Origin of the sequence: Streptomyces sp. B15, from assembly GCF_018070605.1 — a bacterium.
Lineage (GTDB): Bacteria > Actinomycetota > Actinomycetes > Streptomycetales > Streptomycetaceae > Streptomyces > Streptomyces smyrnaeus.
The window spans coordinates 1-14,239 of record NZ_JAGPXJ010000133.1 but is presented as its reverse complement, the minus strand read 5'-3'; the positions used below and the strand labels follow the sequence as shown (position 1 = coordinate 14,239).

11 protein-coding genes and 1 pseudogene are annotated in these 14,239 nt (G+C 72.7%); 3 read left to right on the top strand and 9 right to left on the bottom strand.

What is annotated here, in order from left to right:
* Positions 1–125 precede the first annotated feature (125 nt).
* Positions 126–1,157, top strand: a pseudogene (locus tag KBY19_RS33535) (amino acid permease); the annotation flags it as partial.
* Between the two features lie 94 nt (positions 1,158–1,251).
* Here the strand turns inward: KBY19_RS33535 and KBY19_RS33530 are convergent.
* The 6 genes from KBY19_RS33530 to KBY19_RS33505 all read right to left on the bottom strand — a co-directional run bounded on the left by KBY19_RS33530 (position 1,252) and on the right by KBY19_RS33505 (position 6,984).
* Positions 1,252–2,520 (bottom strand): cytochrome P450, encoded by a 1,269-nt coding sequence (locus KBY19_RS33530; RefSeq protein WP_210967336.1) that lies wholly within the window; start codon positions 2,518–2,520, stop codon positions 1,252–1,254.
* Positions 2,517–3,725, bottom strand: coding sequence for a cytochrome P450 (locus tag KBY19_RS33525; protein WP_210967337.1), 1,209 nt, complete (start codon positions 3,723–3,725; stop codon positions 2,517–2,519). Before KBY19_RS33525 ends, KBY19_RS33530 begins: the two co-directional genes overlap by 4 nt.
* A gap of 80 nt (positions 3,726–3,805) precedes the next feature.
* On the bottom strand, positions 3,806–4,417 hold the full coding sequence (locus KBY19_RS33520; RefSeq protein WP_099885288.1) for an ATP/GTP-binding protein: 612 nt from the start codon (positions 4,415–4,417) through the stop codon (positions 3,806–3,808).
* A gap of 10 nt (positions 4,418–4,427) precedes the next feature.
* Positions 4,428–4,790 carry a DUF742 domain-containing protein gene (locus KBY19_RS33515; RefSeq protein WP_099885289.1) on the bottom strand — a complete coding sequence of 121 codons (363 nt, stop codon included), beginning with the start codon at positions 4,788–4,790 and terminating at the stop codon, positions 4,428–4,430.
* Entirely contained in the window at positions 4,787–5,230 is a 444-nt protein-coding gene (locus tag KBY19_RS33510) for a roadblock/LC7 domain-containing protein (protein WP_099885290.1), read from the bottom strand. Before KBY19_RS33510 ends, KBY19_RS33515 begins: the two co-directional genes overlap by 4 nt.
* Positions 5,227–6,984, bottom strand: a complete 1,758-nt coding sequence (locus KBY19_RS33505) for a sensor histidine kinase KdpD (RefSeq protein ID WP_210955129.1) — start codon at positions 6,982–6,984, stop codon at positions 5,227–5,229. The genes KBY19_RS33510 and KBY19_RS33505 overlap by 4 nt, the downstream gene beginning before the upstream one ends.
* Before the next feature lie 232 nt (positions 6,985–7,216).
* Here KBY19_RS33505 and KBY19_RS33500 point away from each other — a divergent pair, with 232 nt between their 5' ends.
* Complete coding sequence (locus KBY19_RS33500) at positions 7,217–8,095, top strand: oxygenase MpaB family protein (protein ID WP_185018559.1); 879 nt, start codon at positions 7,217–7,219, stop codon at positions 8,093–8,095.
* Between the two features lie 72 nt (positions 8,096–8,167).
* Here the strand turns inward: KBY19_RS33500 and KBY19_RS33495 are convergent, their stop codons facing one another.
* Positions 8,168–9,655: a M1 family metallopeptidase gene (locus tag KBY19_RS33495; protein ID WP_210967335.1), complete on the bottom strand. Its 1,488-nt coding sequence runs from the start codon at positions 9,653–9,655 to the stop codon at positions 8,168–8,170.
* A gap of 156 nt (positions 9,656–9,811) precedes the next feature.
* Here KBY19_RS33495 and KBY19_RS33490 point away from each other — a divergent pair, with 156 nt between their 5' ends.
* On the top strand, positions 9,812–11,197 hold the full coding sequence (locus KBY19_RS33490; protein ID WP_210967334.1) for a M14 family zinc carboxypeptidase: 1,386 nt from the start codon (positions 9,812–9,814) through the stop codon (positions 11,195–11,197).
* Positions 11,198–11,224: 27 nt separating this feature from the next.
* Here the strand turns inward: KBY19_RS33490 and KBY19_RS33485 are convergent, their stop codons facing one another.
* Both KBY19_RS33485 and KBY19_RS33480 read right to left on the bottom strand, forming a co-directional pair.
* On the bottom strand, positions 11,225–12,163 hold the full coding sequence (locus KBY19_RS33485) for an FAD-dependent oxidoreductase (protein WP_210955127.1): 939 nt from the start codon (positions 12,161–12,163) through the stop codon (positions 11,225–11,227).
* A gap of 47 nt (positions 12,164–12,210) precedes the next feature.
* Positions 12,211–14,238, bottom strand: a complete 2,028-nt coding sequence (locus KBY19_RS33480; RefSeq protein ID WP_210967333.1) for a glycogen debranching N-terminal domain-containing protein — start codon at positions 14,236–14,238, stop codon at positions 12,211–12,213.
* Position 14,239 lies beyond the last annotated feature (1 nt).

Genomic DNA, 14,239 nt, shown 5'->3' with positions numbered 1-14,239 from the left:
CGCGTGAGGCGCGGCCATAGAGGAGCGCGTCGAAAGTGACGCTGGGGAAGACCATGTGCAGGTACTCGGGCGCGATGGGCATGCCCTGACGCTAACTCAACCCACTTATCTGAGGAAGATTGGCGACGGACATCCCGCAGTGGGTGCTCGCGCTGTTCGCGCTGGCCGTGGTGCTGGCCATCAACATGATCTCCGTGAAGATCTTCGGTGAGCTGGAGTTCTGGTTCGCCGTGATCAAGGTGGCGGCGCTGGTGGTCTTCATGGCCATCGGCATCGTGCTGCTCGCCACCCAGCACCCGGTCGGCGGCACCACCCCCGGACTCGGCCAGATCACCGACCACGGCGGCGTCTTTCCCAGCGGACTGATGCCCGTGGTGATCGTGATGCAGGGCGTGGTCTTCGCCTACTCCTGCGTGGAACTGGTGGGCGTGACCGCGGGAGAGACCGCCGAGCCGCACAAGGTCGTGCCCAAGGCCGTCAACGCCATCATGTGGCGCGTGGGCTTCTTCTACGTCGGCTCCGTGCTGGTGCTCGCGCTGCTGCTGCCCTGGAACCAGTTCGAGGAGGGGGAGAGCCCGTTCGTGACCGTGCTCTCCAAGCTGGGCGTGTCCGGGGCCGGCGACGTGATGAACCTCGTGGTCCTGACAGCCGCCATGTCCAGCCTCAACTCCGGCCTGTACTCGACCGGGCGCATCCTGCGGTCCATGGCGGCCGCCGGGTCGGCGCCCAAGTTCACCGCCCGGATGAACGCCAGCCAGGTGCCGTACGGCGGCATCCTGCTGACTGCCGCCGTATGTGTCGTAGGGGTCGGCCTCAACTATGTGGTGCCCGGCAAGGCCTTCGAGATCGTGCTGAACATCGCCGCGCTCGGCATCATCAGCACCTGGTGCACCATCATGCTCTGCCACATCGTGTTCGTACGGCGCGCCAAGGCCGGGCTGGTGGCCCGGCCCTCCTTCCGGCTGCCCGGCTCGCCGGCCACCGAGTGGGTGACGATCGCGTTTCTGGTGGGCGTTGTCGTTCTGATGTGGAACGACCCCGATGTGGGGCGCAGGACGGTGATGCTGGTGCCGGTGATCGCCGCCGCGCTGGTGGGCGGCTGGTACGCGGTGCGGGGGCGCGTGCGCGCCGTCGCCGCGCAGGAGCGCCTGAAGTAGGGGTGCCCCTTGCTGCCCGTCGCAGGCTGGCGACAAGCCACCATGCGCCCGCAGTCCGGAGACGGCGGACAGGGGCATCCCCTCTCGCGAGCCGCTAGCGCAGCCGCACAGGCAGCTCGTACAGCTCGTTCTGGGTGATGGCCGGCTTGTTGCGGAGCTCGGCGGGGTCGACCGCGAGGTCGAGCTTTGGGAAGCGGTCGAAGAGGGCGGGAAGGGCGACCAGGGCTTCGAGGCGGGACAGGGGCGCCCCCGGGCACACATGCGGGCCGTGGCCGAAGGACAGGTGCCGTGTCGGGGTGCGGGTCACATCGAAGCGCTCGGCGTCGGCGCCATGGTGCCGTTCGTCCCGCCCGATCGCGCCATAGGCGATGATCACCGCGTCGCCCTGCTTCATCACGGTGCCGCCGACCTCCACGTCCTCGGTGGCGAAGCGGATCAGGACATGAGTGGTCGGCGCGTCCCAGCGCAGGGTCTCCTCGATGACCGCCTCCCAGCTCACCTCGCCGGAGCGGACCAGGGCGAGCTGTTCGGGGTGGGTGAGCAGCGCCCGCACCGCGCTGACGATCAGGCTGATCGTCGTCTCGTGTCCCGCGGTGATCAGTACCTGGACGGTGGCGACGATCTCCTCGTCGCTGAGCGAGTCGCCCTCCTCGGCCGCCGCCAGCAGCGCGCTGGTCAGATCGTCGCCGGGCGCCTGCTTCTTCTGCGCGACGACGGCGCTGAACAGTGACCCCAGCTCGGCGATGATGGCCGGGACCTCCTCGGCCGGTGTGACGCTGCTGAAGAAGCCGTCGTACAGCGTGCGCAGCCGGGGGATCTGGGTGGTGTCGATGCCCAGCAGGTCGCCGATGACGGCCATCGGCAGCGGATAGGCGAAGGCGGACTTGAGATCGACGCGCCCGGCCGCGTCGGCCGACATGGCCAGCTCGTCCAGCAGTTCGTGGGTGATCTCCTCGATGCGCGGCCGCATCGCCGCCACCCGGCGCGGGGTGAGCGCCTGCGCGGTCAGGGTGCGCAGCCTGCGGTGCTCCGGGCCGTCGAAGGTGAGCATGCTGGGCCCCGGGTCGGCCAGCCCGATCAGCGGCCAGGTCTTCGGGATCTCGCCGCGCTGGTAGGCGGCCCAGTGGTCGAGGTTCTTGACGAGCCTGCTGTCGGTCAGCAGCCTCCGGGCCTCCGCGTGCCGGGTGACCGCCCATACCCGTACCCCGCCCGGCAGCTCGACGTGTGCCAGGGGTCCGGCCGCGCGCAGCCGGGCGCCCTCGCCCGCCAGGTCGCGCACGAGCGGGTCGAGCACGATCACCCCGTCGCCGGTGCCTTCGCTGTCCGGGCCCGAACCGGTTCCGGTGGCGGGGCACGACGTCATCTGCTGCCTCCTGCGGTGCTCTTGGGGGTCGGGGTGAAGCGGACCGGAAGCGAGGCCAGACCGCGCAGGAACGGCGAGGGGCGCCAGACCAGGGCCTGCGGGCTCACCGCCAGCTCCACGTCCGGCAGCCGGTCCAGCAGGACCTCGATACCGGTACGCGCGATGCCCTCGGCGATGTCCTGCGCGGGGTAGGGGCAGCGGTGCTCGCCGTGCCCGAAGGAGAGGAAGGCGCTGTTGCCGCCGGTGAAGGAGCCCCGGTCCGGGCGCACCTGGGGGTCGCCGTTGGCGGCGGCGAAGCTGAGCATCAGCAGGTCGCCCGCGGCGATATGGCGCCCCGCCAGCTGGGTGTCGCGCGTCGTCCAGCGGCCGGCGATGTTCTGGGTGGGGGTGTCCTCCCACAGCACTTCGTTCATGGCCTCGGCCACGCTGTGCCGGCCACCGGAGAGGGAGGCGGCGAAGCGGTCGTCGGTGAGCATCAGCCGCAGCGAGTTGCCGATCCAGTCGGCGGTCGGCTGGTGGCCGGCGACGATGTTCACCACCATGTCCTCGAGGAGCTCCTCGAAGGAGAAGTCGCGCGCGTAGTCGTGGTACAGCATCCGGGAGGCCACCCCGGCGGCCGGTGCGACGCGGCGGGAGGCGAGCAGCGTGCTCATCGCCGACTTGACCGTGTCGCGACCCGCCAGCGCGTCAGGACCGCCGTCGACCAGCGCGTTGATGCTGGGCACCAGCTGGGCGCCGGCCTCGTCGGAGAAGCCGTAGAGCTGGGCGAGCACCAGCGCGGGCAGCACCTTGGCGTACTCGGAGATCAGATCGCCCGAGCCGCGCCCGCACAGTTGGTCGATCAGCCGGTCGGCGAACCGCTCGGAGTGGCTGCGCAGTTCGAACGGGTCCACGGCGGCGAGTGCGTCGCTGACCAGCGAAGCGCGGCGCCGGTGGCGCTCACCGACGGTGTAGAGGATCGAGGGCTGCTTGCCGACCATCGGCAGCAGCGGCCAGTCGGCCGGAATCTCGGGCCACCTGTTCCACAGCTGGGAGTCCCGGCTGAACAGCACCGGGTCGGAGGTGATCTGGTGCAGCTCCCGGTAGCCGAGCACCAGCCAGCAGGGCACGTCTCCCGGCAGTACGACCGGGGCGATGGGGCCGTGCTGCTCGTAGATCTCCCGGTACAGCCGCGCGCGGTCGTTGTTCTGGAAGCGCGGCCCCATCAGGGGGAGGGCGTCCGTGCCCTGGTGCGCGGGGCAGCCGGGGGGCGGTGCGGAGGTGGCACGGTGCTGCTGCGGGGATGTCACGGGGTGTTCTCCGAGGCGGAACGCGCGGTCGAGAGGGCGTACAGGTGGTGGACGAGGGCGAGCAGCACGTCCTTGCTGGACTCCCGGGAGCGCGCGTCGCACTCGACGAGGGGGACCTCCGCGGGCAGGTCCAGGGCCTCGCGCACCTGTTCGGTCGTGTGCCGGGGGCCGCCGAAATCGTTGCTGGCGACGATGAACGGGGTGCCGTGCGCCTCCAGCCGGTCGATGGCGTACCAGGAGTCCTCCAGGCGCCGGGTGTCCACCAGGACGACGGCGCCCAGGGTGCCGGAGAAGAGGCGGTCCCACAGGAACCAGAACCTCTCCTGCCCCGGTGCGCCGAACAGGTAGAGCACCGTCTCGTCGTTGAGGCTGATGCGGCCGAAGTCGAAGGCGATGGTGGTGGTCGTCTTGCCCTGTACGGCCGAGAGGTCGTCGACGCCCTCGCCGGCACGGGTCATCGTCTCCTCGGTGTTCAGCGGACGGATGTCGCTGACGGCCCGCACCATGGTCGTCTTGCCGACACCGAAGCCGCCCACGACCACGATCTTCAACCCCTGGGCCGCCGTGCTGAGCAGCGGCGGACGGGCCTCGGTGCCTGCTGTCGCCACCGGATTCGCTTCAAATGTTGCGGAGTCCAACGAGCACCTGCTTCAGGATGTCGGGATCGGGCAGTGCGTCAGCGGTCTGGGCCCGCCGCGGGTGACGGGCGGTGATCTTCCCCTGGGCGAGCAGATCGCCCAGCAGGATGCGGACGACGCTCACCGGCAGGCCCAGGTCCGCAGCCAGTTCCACGACCGCGGTGGGGAACCGGCAGATACGGAGGATCGCGGCGTGCTCCGACTGCATGCCGCGCACCGGGGCGCTCTCGCTGACCACGAGCGTCACCAGGTCGAAGGTCTCGGCTCCGGTCGTGGAACGGCTGCGCCCCCCGGTCACGGTGTACAGCCGGTCCGGGTCCTCGTCCCGGCCCGGCCGGGTCATACTGCTCCGCCTCCATCTGCTCCGCCGCCGCGGACGTCGCCGGTCTCCGACTGGCGCGGCGGGGCACTGAGGTATTCGCTGAGCTGCTCGATCAGCTCGTTCATGTTGTGGCCGATGAGACCGACGTCGGAGTCCTCCTCGGCGACGACGGCCAGATGCGCGCCGTCGCCCGCCTCCACGACGAACAGGATGCCGCCGTAGAACTCCGCCATCGCCTGGCGGACACCGCCGTTGCCGTTGCCGAACTCGACGGAAGCTCCGTGCGACAGGCTCTGGATGCCGGCCGAGATGGCCGCCAGCTGGTCGGCCTGGTCGATGGAGAGCTCCGGGGTGCGGCACAGCTTGAGGCCGTCGCGGGAGAGCACCAGGGCATGCCGGGCGCCGGGGGTGCGCTCCAGGAGGTTTTCCAGCAGCCAGTCGAGCTTGCTGTCAGTGATCATTCGGTGTCGTCCTCCGAGAGGGAAGAGGAGCGGGTGGGGGAGGAGGCGGAAGGCAGCGGGGTCTGGCCGGTTTCTTCCGGGTCACCGGCGCCCTGGACTGCCCGGCGGAAGTCGCCGAACCGCGCACCGGAGGGACGTTTCTTACGGGAGGCCGCCGGAGCCCGGCCGTCCGCGGCCTGGTCGTCGTCGGTCCGACCGTCGGCCCCGGACTGGGAGCCGTGCCGGGAGTCCGCCGTCCGCGAGGGGGTTGCCGAGGCCCGGGCAACGGCGGCGAGGGTCTGGCCCCGCCGCCGCTTGGGCAGCCCGCTCTCGCCGAACTGCTGGGGCGGTGGTGCCGCGGTCGCGTAGCCGCCGCTCTCCGCCTGCTCGTGGCCCTGCGCGCCGTGCTGGGCGGTGCCGACCGGCTCCGCCTGCCGCGGATGGCCGGTGTCCGGACGACTGTGGCCGGCTGCCGGGCGGGTCTGCTCCGCTGCCGGCGGCGGCGGTGTGCCGGGGGCGGCGCCCAGCGGGGCGCGGGGCGAGGAGGGGGCGGGCCGGGCCGCCGGGGGCGGCGCGGGGGCGCGCTCCTCGTGGCGCGCCTCGGTGATCAGCTCACGCGGGATCCGCACGAGCACACCCGTGCCGCCGTGCGCGGAGGGCCGGAAGGAGACGGACAGGCCGTGCTTGCGGGCCAGCCGGCCCACCACCGCCAGACCCAGCCGGGTGCCGGAGAGCGTGGTCAGATCGCCGTGCTCGCCCAAGACGGCCTGCTCGGCGCGGTGCAGCGCGACCTCTCCCATCACCAGGCCGCCGTCCTCGACGGTGATGACCGCGCCGGCGGCCACCTCCTCGACGTAGACGTGCACTTCGGAGGTGGGCGGGGAGAAGTTCGCCGCGTTGTCCATCAGTTCGGCCAGCAGGTGCATCACGCCCTCGGCGGCGTGGCCCGCTACGGCGACCTCGCTCGTCGAGTGCAGCCGCACCCGCTGGTATCCGCCGATCCGGCCCATGGCGCCGCGCAGGATGGACTCCATCACGATCGGCTTGGCCCAACGGCGTCCGGAGCGCGCACCGGTGAGTACGGCGATGGAGTCGGCGATCCGGCCCATCTGCGCGTTCCTGTGGTCCAACTGCAGCAGGTCGGCCAGTACGTCCTCGTCCGCGTGCCGGTGCTCCATGTCGCGCAGGTCGGCGGCCATGCTGGTGGCCAGCGCCTGCACCCGTCCCGCCGCGTTGGCGCACGCGGACATCGCCGCGGCCCGCATGTTCTCGCCCTTGTGGACCTCGCGCGCCAGGGTGACCAGCACCCGGCGCTGCGCCTCGGAGGCCACCGGGGGCGCCTCGGCCAGCGCGGTCTCGGCCGAGCCGCCGTTCCGCAGCCGTTCCACCACGGTGGGCACGGTGGCGTCGGCGAAGTGGTTGTCGGCTGCCTCGCGTTCGGCCGCCCGGGCGCTGCCGGCCGCCAGCGCGGCGCGCAGCGAGCGGTTGGTGAGCCGGGCGTGCGCCGCCACCGTGACCGCCGCGCACAGCACCGCACCGGCCGCGCCGGCGCCCCAGGCGATCGTGGTACGCGCCGACTCGTCGCCGGCTTGTACGGCGGCCAGGGTGGCGACGCTCGCGACCACGACGGACACCAGCAGCGCGAGTGCCGTGCCGGTGGCGGTCCCGCCGCCGGTGGTGGCCGGCCGAGTGGTGCCCGTGACCGGCTGCGCGGTGCCGGCTGCCGGTCGGCCCGTGCCCGCGGCCGGTGGCGGTGATATCTCGGGGGAGGTCATCAATCAGGTCCTAGGGGACGGAGCCGGGCAGAGGCGAGAGCTGAGCCGCAGCCCTCCGATCAACGTCGCACCAATATAGGCCAGTTAGTGATCACTAAGTAGCAGTGGGGTGTTCCGGTCGCACCCACTCGCTCCATGCCAGCGCCGCTCGAGCCGGTGACGCCACGCCCGAACCGGTCACCACATGCTTCACGGCGGTCACCACAGGCATCATGAGGGTGCCGGAGGCATCATGAGAAGTGTGCAAGCAAGCGAGCGACGAGACCTGGCGGGCACCGGGCCCCAGCCCCCGCCCCCGGACGGCATCCTGTGGGACGTGGTCGGGGAGATCCGTCAGTTGCTCATGCTGCCCGCCGCGCTCACCCTGCAGGTCGGCCACCCCGCCGTGGGCGCCGGAGTGGACGAGCACTCCGTCTTCCGCACCGACCCCTGGGGCCGTGGCGAGCGCTCCCTGCAGTCCTTTCTGACCTGGGTCTACGGCGGGGAGGAAGCCCTCGCCGAGGGGCGCAGGCTGCGCGAGCTGCACAAGCACATCCAGGGGGTCGACGCACACGGCCGCCGCTACCACGCGCTCACACCCGCGTACTACGCGTGGGTGCACGCCACCGGCTTCCCCACCTACCGGCACGCCCAGCGCTACCTCGGCCGCCGCCCCTACACCGACGCCGAGGAGCGGCAGCTGTACGCCGAATGGCTCCAGGTCGGCCGCGTCCTGGGCATCCACGACCGGGACATGCCCCGCACGCCCGAGGAGTTCTGGCCCTACTGGCAGCGCATGCTGACCGAGGAGATCGAGCGCACCAAGGTCGTCGACGAGCTCGTCTCGGTCAGCACCGACATCCCGCCGCCGCCCTACGGGCCGAGGCCGGTGCGGTGGGCCCTCCGGGCGGTGTGGCCGCTCCTCGTCCCCGGGTTCGCCAGGTTCCGGAGGTTCATGACCGTCGGGCTGATGCCCCCCGAGGCGCGGGAGGCCCTGCAGCTGAGCTGGACGCCCCGTCAGGACCGGCGGCTGCGCCGCCTCGGCCGGGTGCTCGCCCACGTCCTCCCGCTGCTGCCGGAGCGTCTGCGCTACCTGCCCTACGCGCGCAGGGCGCGCGCCGCCCGCCGCTGAGCGCTGCGGGGGCCCACGCCGGCACGGCGCAGGGCCGAACGGGCGCGGACCCCGTCAGCGCTGGGTCTCAGGTCAGTGACGCGGGTGGTCGGCGGTGTGGATCTGCTTCCAGGAGCGGGGCTGCTCGGGGGTCTCCCCGGCGGCGAAGGCCGCCGTGCCCGCTGCCTTCGAGGCGGGCTTGGACGGCTGGTACAGCCAGGTGTCGAAGAGCCCGGCCAGCGGCTTGCCGGACACCTTCTCCGCATAGGCGACGAAGTCGCCCACGTCGGCGTTGCCGCCCTTGTGCAGCTGCGGCCAGCCCTTCAGGACGGCGAAGAAGTCCTTGTCCCCGATCTCGTTGCGCAGCGCCTGCAGCGCCATGGCACCGCGGTCGTAGACGGCGCGGTGGAACTGGTTGTCGGGGCCGGGGTCACCGGGCGCGACCTTCCAGAAGGGGTCGCCGGCCGGGTGCGAGGCGTAGGCGTAGTCGGCCAGCTCCTGTGCGGTGCCCTCGCCCTGGTCCTCGGACCACAGCCACTGCGCGTACCGCGCGAAGCCCTCGTTGATCCAGATGTCCTTCCAGCCCTTGACCGAGACACTGTCCCCGTACCACTGGTGGGCCATCTCGTGGACGACGACGGAGGTGTTGGAGCCGTCCGCGAAGTCGTCGGGGCTGTAGAAGGGGCGCGTCTGGGTCTCCAGCGCGAAGGTGGTGTCGGTGTTGGGGACGTAGCCGCCCATGGCGTCGAAGGGGTACGTGCCGAAGTAGCCTTCCAGCCATTCGGTGATCTCGGCCGTCCGCTCGACGCTGGCCCGTGCCGCGCCCTCGTGCTCGCCCAGGTCCTTGCTGTAGGCGTTGATGACGGGCAGCCCGGAGTCGGTCTTCGCCTTCGTGATGTCGAACCTGCCCACGGCGAGGGTGGCCAGATAGGTGGCCTGCGGCGCGCGGGAGCGCCAGTTGTAGCGCGTCCAGCCGGCGCGTGAGCGCTGCGACTGCAGAGTGCCGTTGCTGATCGCCTGGGTGCCGTCGGGGACGGCGACGCTGACGTCGTAGCTCGCCTTGTCGGTGGGGTGGTCGTTGCTCGGGAACCACCACCAGGCGGCCTCGGGCTCGTTGGCCGCCACCCCGCCGTCCTTGGTGCGGTGCCAGGAGGTGAAGCCGTTCACCTCGACCTTGGAGGGGACGCCCTGGTAGCGGACGACGACGGTGGCCTTCTCGCCCTTGGCGAGCGGTGCGGCGGGGGTGATGCGCAACTCGTGCGCGCCAGAGGTGTCGAAGCGGGCCTTCTTCCCGTTGACCCGTACCTCGCTCACGTCCAGCGCGAAGTCCAGGTTGAAGCGTGACAGGTCCTGCTTCGCGGTGGCCAGCAGGGTGGCGGTGCCCGCCAGCTTGTCCGTCTTCGGCCGGTAGGTGAGCCGAAGGTCGTAGTGGGAGACGTCGTAGCCGCCGTTCCCGTAGTCCGGGTAGTAGGGGTCGCCCACGCCCGGGGATCCCGGGGACGGTTCGGCCGCCGAGGCCGGGACCGCGAGCAGCAGCGAGGCCGCCGCTATGGCACCCGGGACGATCAGTCTGTGACGCACGAGTCCTCCAACTCTTCGCGACAGGAGTCACTTCGGTGGAAGCGTATGTACTCCCACGTCACATTGCATGTCCACAGCAACCACTGTCATTCGGCCGTCGCCCGGTTGCCGTACGCCCCCTTCTGCACGGCAGTGCGTGCGATTACCGTCCCCCATATGGTGATACGCCCGCGGCCCGGCCGCTCCCGGTGGAAGACCGCGGCCCTGACCGCGGCCGTGCTGCTCGTTCCGCCGATCGCCACCACGTCCGCGCAGGCCACCCAGGGCTCGCCGGGGGCATCCCCGGCACCCCGCACCGGGTTCGAACGCTCGCACGGCGCACGCTGGACGACACAGTCCGAGGAAGAGCGGTTCCTGCGCACCGTCGAGAGGGCCGGCCGCCACGTCGCCCTCGACACCGTCGGCCGCACCGCGCAGGGCCGCCCCGTGCGACTCGTCCGTATCGGCTCCCCCGCACCGGCGGGCCCGGCCCGGGCACGCGGCGGCAACTCGATGCTGCTCATCTGCTCCCAGCACGGTGACGAACCCGCGGGCCGCGAGGCGTGCCTGTCCACCGTGCGGGATCTGGCGTTCGCCGAGGACCGTGCCACCCGGCGCTTTCTCTCCCGTACGACTCTGCTGGTCGTCCCCACCGCCAACCCCGATGGCAGGGCCGCCGGCACCCGCACCAACTCCACCGGCACCGACATCAATCGCGACCACCTCGCCCTGAGGACGGCCGAGGCCCGCGCCATCGCGGCCGTGCTGCGCGACCGGCGTCCCGACATCGTCCACGATCTGCACGAGTACAGCGCCCACGCGCCGTACTACGTCAAGGATCTGCTCACCCTGTGGCCCCGCAACCTCAACGCGGACCCCGCCGTGCGCCGGGAGTCCACCGTGCTGTCCGAGAGGTATGTGCGCCCGGCCGCCGAACGGACGGGTCGCAGCACCGGCATCTACGGCATCTGGACCGACCCGGAGACCGGCGAGCCCGTCAAGCAGGTCGCCGGCGACGGGCAGGAGCGCATCCTGCGCAACACGGTGGGCGTCAAACACTCCGTCGGACTGCTGGCCGAGACGCGCACCGACCCTCCCCCTGCCTCCGGCCGGGAGGACCCCCATCCCGCTGCGCTCACCGAAGCGGACCGGGAGGACGAGGCGGCCAACAACCGGCGTCGCGTCGGCTCCCATCTGGCGGCGCTCAAGGGCGCGTTCGACTTCGCCGACAGCCGCCGGGGCCGTATCGAGGCGGCCACCGACCGGGCCCGCAAACGCGGCCTGGCCGACCGCGGTCCCGTCCATCTGGACGGCGCGGACAATGCCGAGCCCGCCGACGACCAGGTGCTGGCCGACCCTCCTTGCGGGTACGCGCTGAGTGCGGGGCAGTGGCGCGAGGTCGGCTCCACGCTGAAGCTGCACGGTGTGCGGGCCGAGCGGCGGCGCGGCGGCGGAGTGTTCGTGCCGTTGCGGCAGTCGCAGCGGGCGCTGGTGCCGTTGTTGCTGGACCGGCGCGCGAAATTCGGGCTGACGGCGGGGAGGCCGGTGGCGGAGTGCGGGTGAGCCGGGCGCCGCAGGGCGCGATGCCGGTCAGCCGGTCGGGTCGGGCGGGCCGACCAGGCGCGCGGCGTCCACCGCGCAGCCCCAGGAGACGGTGACGCCCGCGCCCCCGTGCCCGTAGTTGTGCACACACAGCGATGTGCCGCCCCGCCCGTCGGGCACCCGCTCCGCCTCCAGCCGGACGCTGGGACGGAACGGCCGCAGACCCACCCGGTGTTCGAGGACCGCGGCGGTGGCCAGCTCGGGGTGGACGGCGGCGCACCGCTCCACGATGGCCGCCGCCGTCGCGGGGGCCGGCTCGCGGTCCTCGGCGCCGTCGTCCGCCGTACCGCCGAGGACCACCCCGTAGGGCTGCGGCAGGATGTACGTCGTCTCACGGGCGCTGTCGCTCGCGGCCACGTACCACTCCTCGATGCCCGGGTCCTCGACGACGAGGATCTGACCGCGCACGGCACGCACCGTCGGGTCGGGCACCAACTGACGGGCACCGAGGCCGCTGCAGTTCACCACGGTGGGGGCCGCTGCCGCCGCCTCGGTGAGGGAGCGGGCCGCGCGCTGCTCCCAGCGGCCGCCCGCCGCCTCGAACCGGCCGCGCAGGTACCGCAGATAGGCCCCCATGTCGACAAGCGGCGCACGGGGCGGCGCACCGGTCAGCGCGCTCCACTCCGGGGGCGGAGCGGAGCCCGGCATCCGGCCGCGCACCAGCCGCACCCCGGTGGTCGGCGGCTGCTCGGCGAGCCAGGAGAAGTGCCGGAAGGAGCGCACCGCCCACTCAAGGGCCTGCTTCTCCGGCTCGATGCGGTACGGCCAGATCAGTCCGCCGGCCACCGCCGAGGTCGTCGCGCCGGGCGCCTCCGGGCTCCACACCCGTACGTCCGTGCCGCGCTCCGCCAGCACCACGGCCGTCGTCAGCCCGATGACCCCGCCGCCGAGGACGACCACGCCGCCGTGCCGTCGCGCCTCACTCATATGTCACCTCGCCCATGCCGCGACACTACGTCCCGCGCGGCGAACGGTCATCGGTCCAGCGCCGTCAGCAGCGCCAGCGGGGTGGCTGCCGCCCACGCCTGGGGGGAGCAGGCGTGCGGATAGGGCACCGGGGCGGGATGGTCGTCGCGGGAGTAGCCCGCCAGGACTTCCGGCAGTCGGTACCCGTGGTGCGCCGCCGCGGCCAGCAGGCCCTCCGCCAGTCGTGCGGCTTCCGCCCGCATGCTGTAGCGGGCCAGGCCGAGTGCGATCAGCGCGTTGTCCTGCGGCCAGACGCTGCCCCGGTGGTAGGAGAGCGGGTGGTAGGCGCCCTGCCCGGCGGCCAGCGTGCGCACGCCCCAGCCGGAGAAGAAGTCCGGCTCCAGCAGCCGCCGTCCCACCGTCTCGCCCCGGCGCTGCCCGAGGATGCCCGACCACAGCAGATGCCCCGCGTCGGAGGCGAGCGCGTCCAGGCGGCGTCCGGTCCCGTCCAGTGCGAGCGGTGGGAAGCCGTGCTCCGGCAGCCAGAAGTCGACCCCGAAGCGCCGGCGCAGCTCGGCCGCGGCCCGCTCCAGCCGGCCCGCGTAGCCGGGGTCGTCCCAGACCGTACGGGCGAGCTCCGCGGTGCGGCACAGCGCGTCGTACGCGTAGCCCTGCACCTCGGTGACCAGCACCGCGCCGGTCGGCAGGGTGCCGTCGGCCGCGCAGATGGCGCCGGGGGAGTCCTTCCAGCTCTGGTTGGCCAGACCGCCTTCGTCCGGCCGGTAGGCGAGGTAGCCCGTCTCGTCCAGGCCACCGTGGGTGAACATCCACTCCACGGCGGCCCGCGCCTGCGGTTCCAGGCGGGCGGCGAGCCTCCGGCCCCGGGCACCCTGCTGCTGGGCGTACGCGCCGAGGAGGACGAGGAAGAGCGGGGTGGAGTCGACGGATCCGTAGTAGCGGCCGTAGGGCACCTGTCCGAACGAGGCGAGTTCACCGTGCCGCACCTCGTGCACGATCTTCCCCGGCTCGGCCACCCGCTCCGGGTCGGTCGTCGTGGACTGGGTGGCGGCCAGCGCCAGCAGTGTGGCCTCGGCGAGCCCCGGGCGGTAGGCGAGCGCGAAGTAGGAGGTCAGGAGCGAGTCCCGGCCGAACAGCGCCAGAAACCAGGGCACTCCGGCGCCCGGTACCCGCAGTGGCGCACCGTCGGGACCGGGGACGGTGACGCGCAGCCCGGCCAGATCGGCCAGCCCCCGCTCGCAGGCGCGGGCCAGCTCGGGGCGGGCGGTACGCAGGCTCGGGGACGGCTCGGCCGCCACGAACGCCTGCCGCTCGGCGGCCAGTCGGTGCCGTACGGAAGCCGGGTCCCGGCCCGCGTCCGCCGCGGTGGCCGGGTCGACCCGCGGTGTGCCGTGCGGCAGCGCCGCCACCCGCAACCGCAGCTCGACCGCCCCGTGCGGCGACGGCTCCAGCAGCCAGCTGAGGGTGTGTGCCGTGCCGGATGCCGTGGCCCCGGTCGCCACGGGCCCGGTCACCGCGGCCTCGGCGTCGGGCGCGGCCTCGGCGGGCGCGGGGTCGGCGGTGACGACCGTACGGGCGTGCCAGTGCGCCCCGCGCCGGTGGTGGAACTCGATCCCGTCCGGGCGGGTGACGGCGCCGCGCACGGTGTCCGGTCCCGGGCGGCGGCGGTGCGGCGAGCGCAGCTCCAACTGGTCGGCGAAGTCGGCGTCCACGGTCAGGGACAGCCGTACCGGGGCCACCGCGCCGCGGTTGCTGACGACGCGTATGTGTTCCGTCAGCACACCGTCCGCCACGGCCTGTTCACGGAAGAGGGTGACCCCCGGCGGCGCCTCGCGGGTGCCGCGCGGAGTCAGCACGGCAGCGGCCGGGTCACCGTCCCGGTCGGGCTCCGGGACCGGGACCAGCACCGTCGGGGCCGAGCCGTCCAGCGTCAGCTGCCAGCGGCTCAGATGGCGGGTGTCCCGGCGGAAGAGCCCCTGCGGCGTCGTCCCCGAGGAGGCTCCGGCGATGTCCCCGGACGGGGCCAGTACCGCGAAGGTCCCGTCGTGCACGAGCAGCCGGTGTTCGGTCACCGTCATC

Bases quoted from the DNA above. Each gene is read 5' to 3' on its own strand.
- KBY19_RS33530 (WP_210967336.1), bottom strand. From the start codon at position 2,520: ATGACGTCGTGCCCCGCCACCGGAACCGGTTCGGGCCCGGACAGCGAA.
- KBY19_RS33525 (WP_210967337.1), bottom strand. From the start codon at position 3,725: ATGGGGCCGCGCTTCCAGAACAACGACCGCGCGCGGCTGTACCGGGAG.
- KBY19_RS33515 (WP_099885289.1), bottom strand. From the start codon at position 4,790: ATGACCCGGCCGGGCCGGGACGAGGACCCGGACCGGCTGTACACCGTG.
- KBY19_RS33510 (WP_099885290.1), bottom strand. From the start codon at position 5,230: ATGATCACTGACAGCAAGCTCGACTGGCTGCTGGAAAACCTCCTGGAG.
- KBY19_RS33505 (WP_210955129.1), bottom strand. From the start codon at position 6,984: ATGACCTCCCCCGAGATATCACCGCCACCGGCCGCGGGCACGGGCCGA.
- KBY19_RS33500 (WP_185018559.1), top strand. From the start codon at position 7,217: ATGAGAAGTGTGCAAGCAAGCGAGCGACGAGACCTGGCGGGCACCGGG.
- KBY19_RS33490 (WP_210967334.1), top strand. From the start codon at position 9,812: ATGGTGATACGCCCGCGGCCCGGCCGCTCCCGGTGGAAGACCGCGGCC.
- KBY19_RS33485 (WP_210955127.1), bottom strand. From the start codon at position 12,163: ATGAGTGAGGCGCGACGGCACGGCGGCGTGGTCGTCCTCGGCGGCGGG.
- KBY19_RS33480 (WP_210967333.1), bottom strand. From the start codon at position 14,238: ATGACGGTGACCGAACACCGGCTGCTCGTGCACGACGGGACCTTCGCG.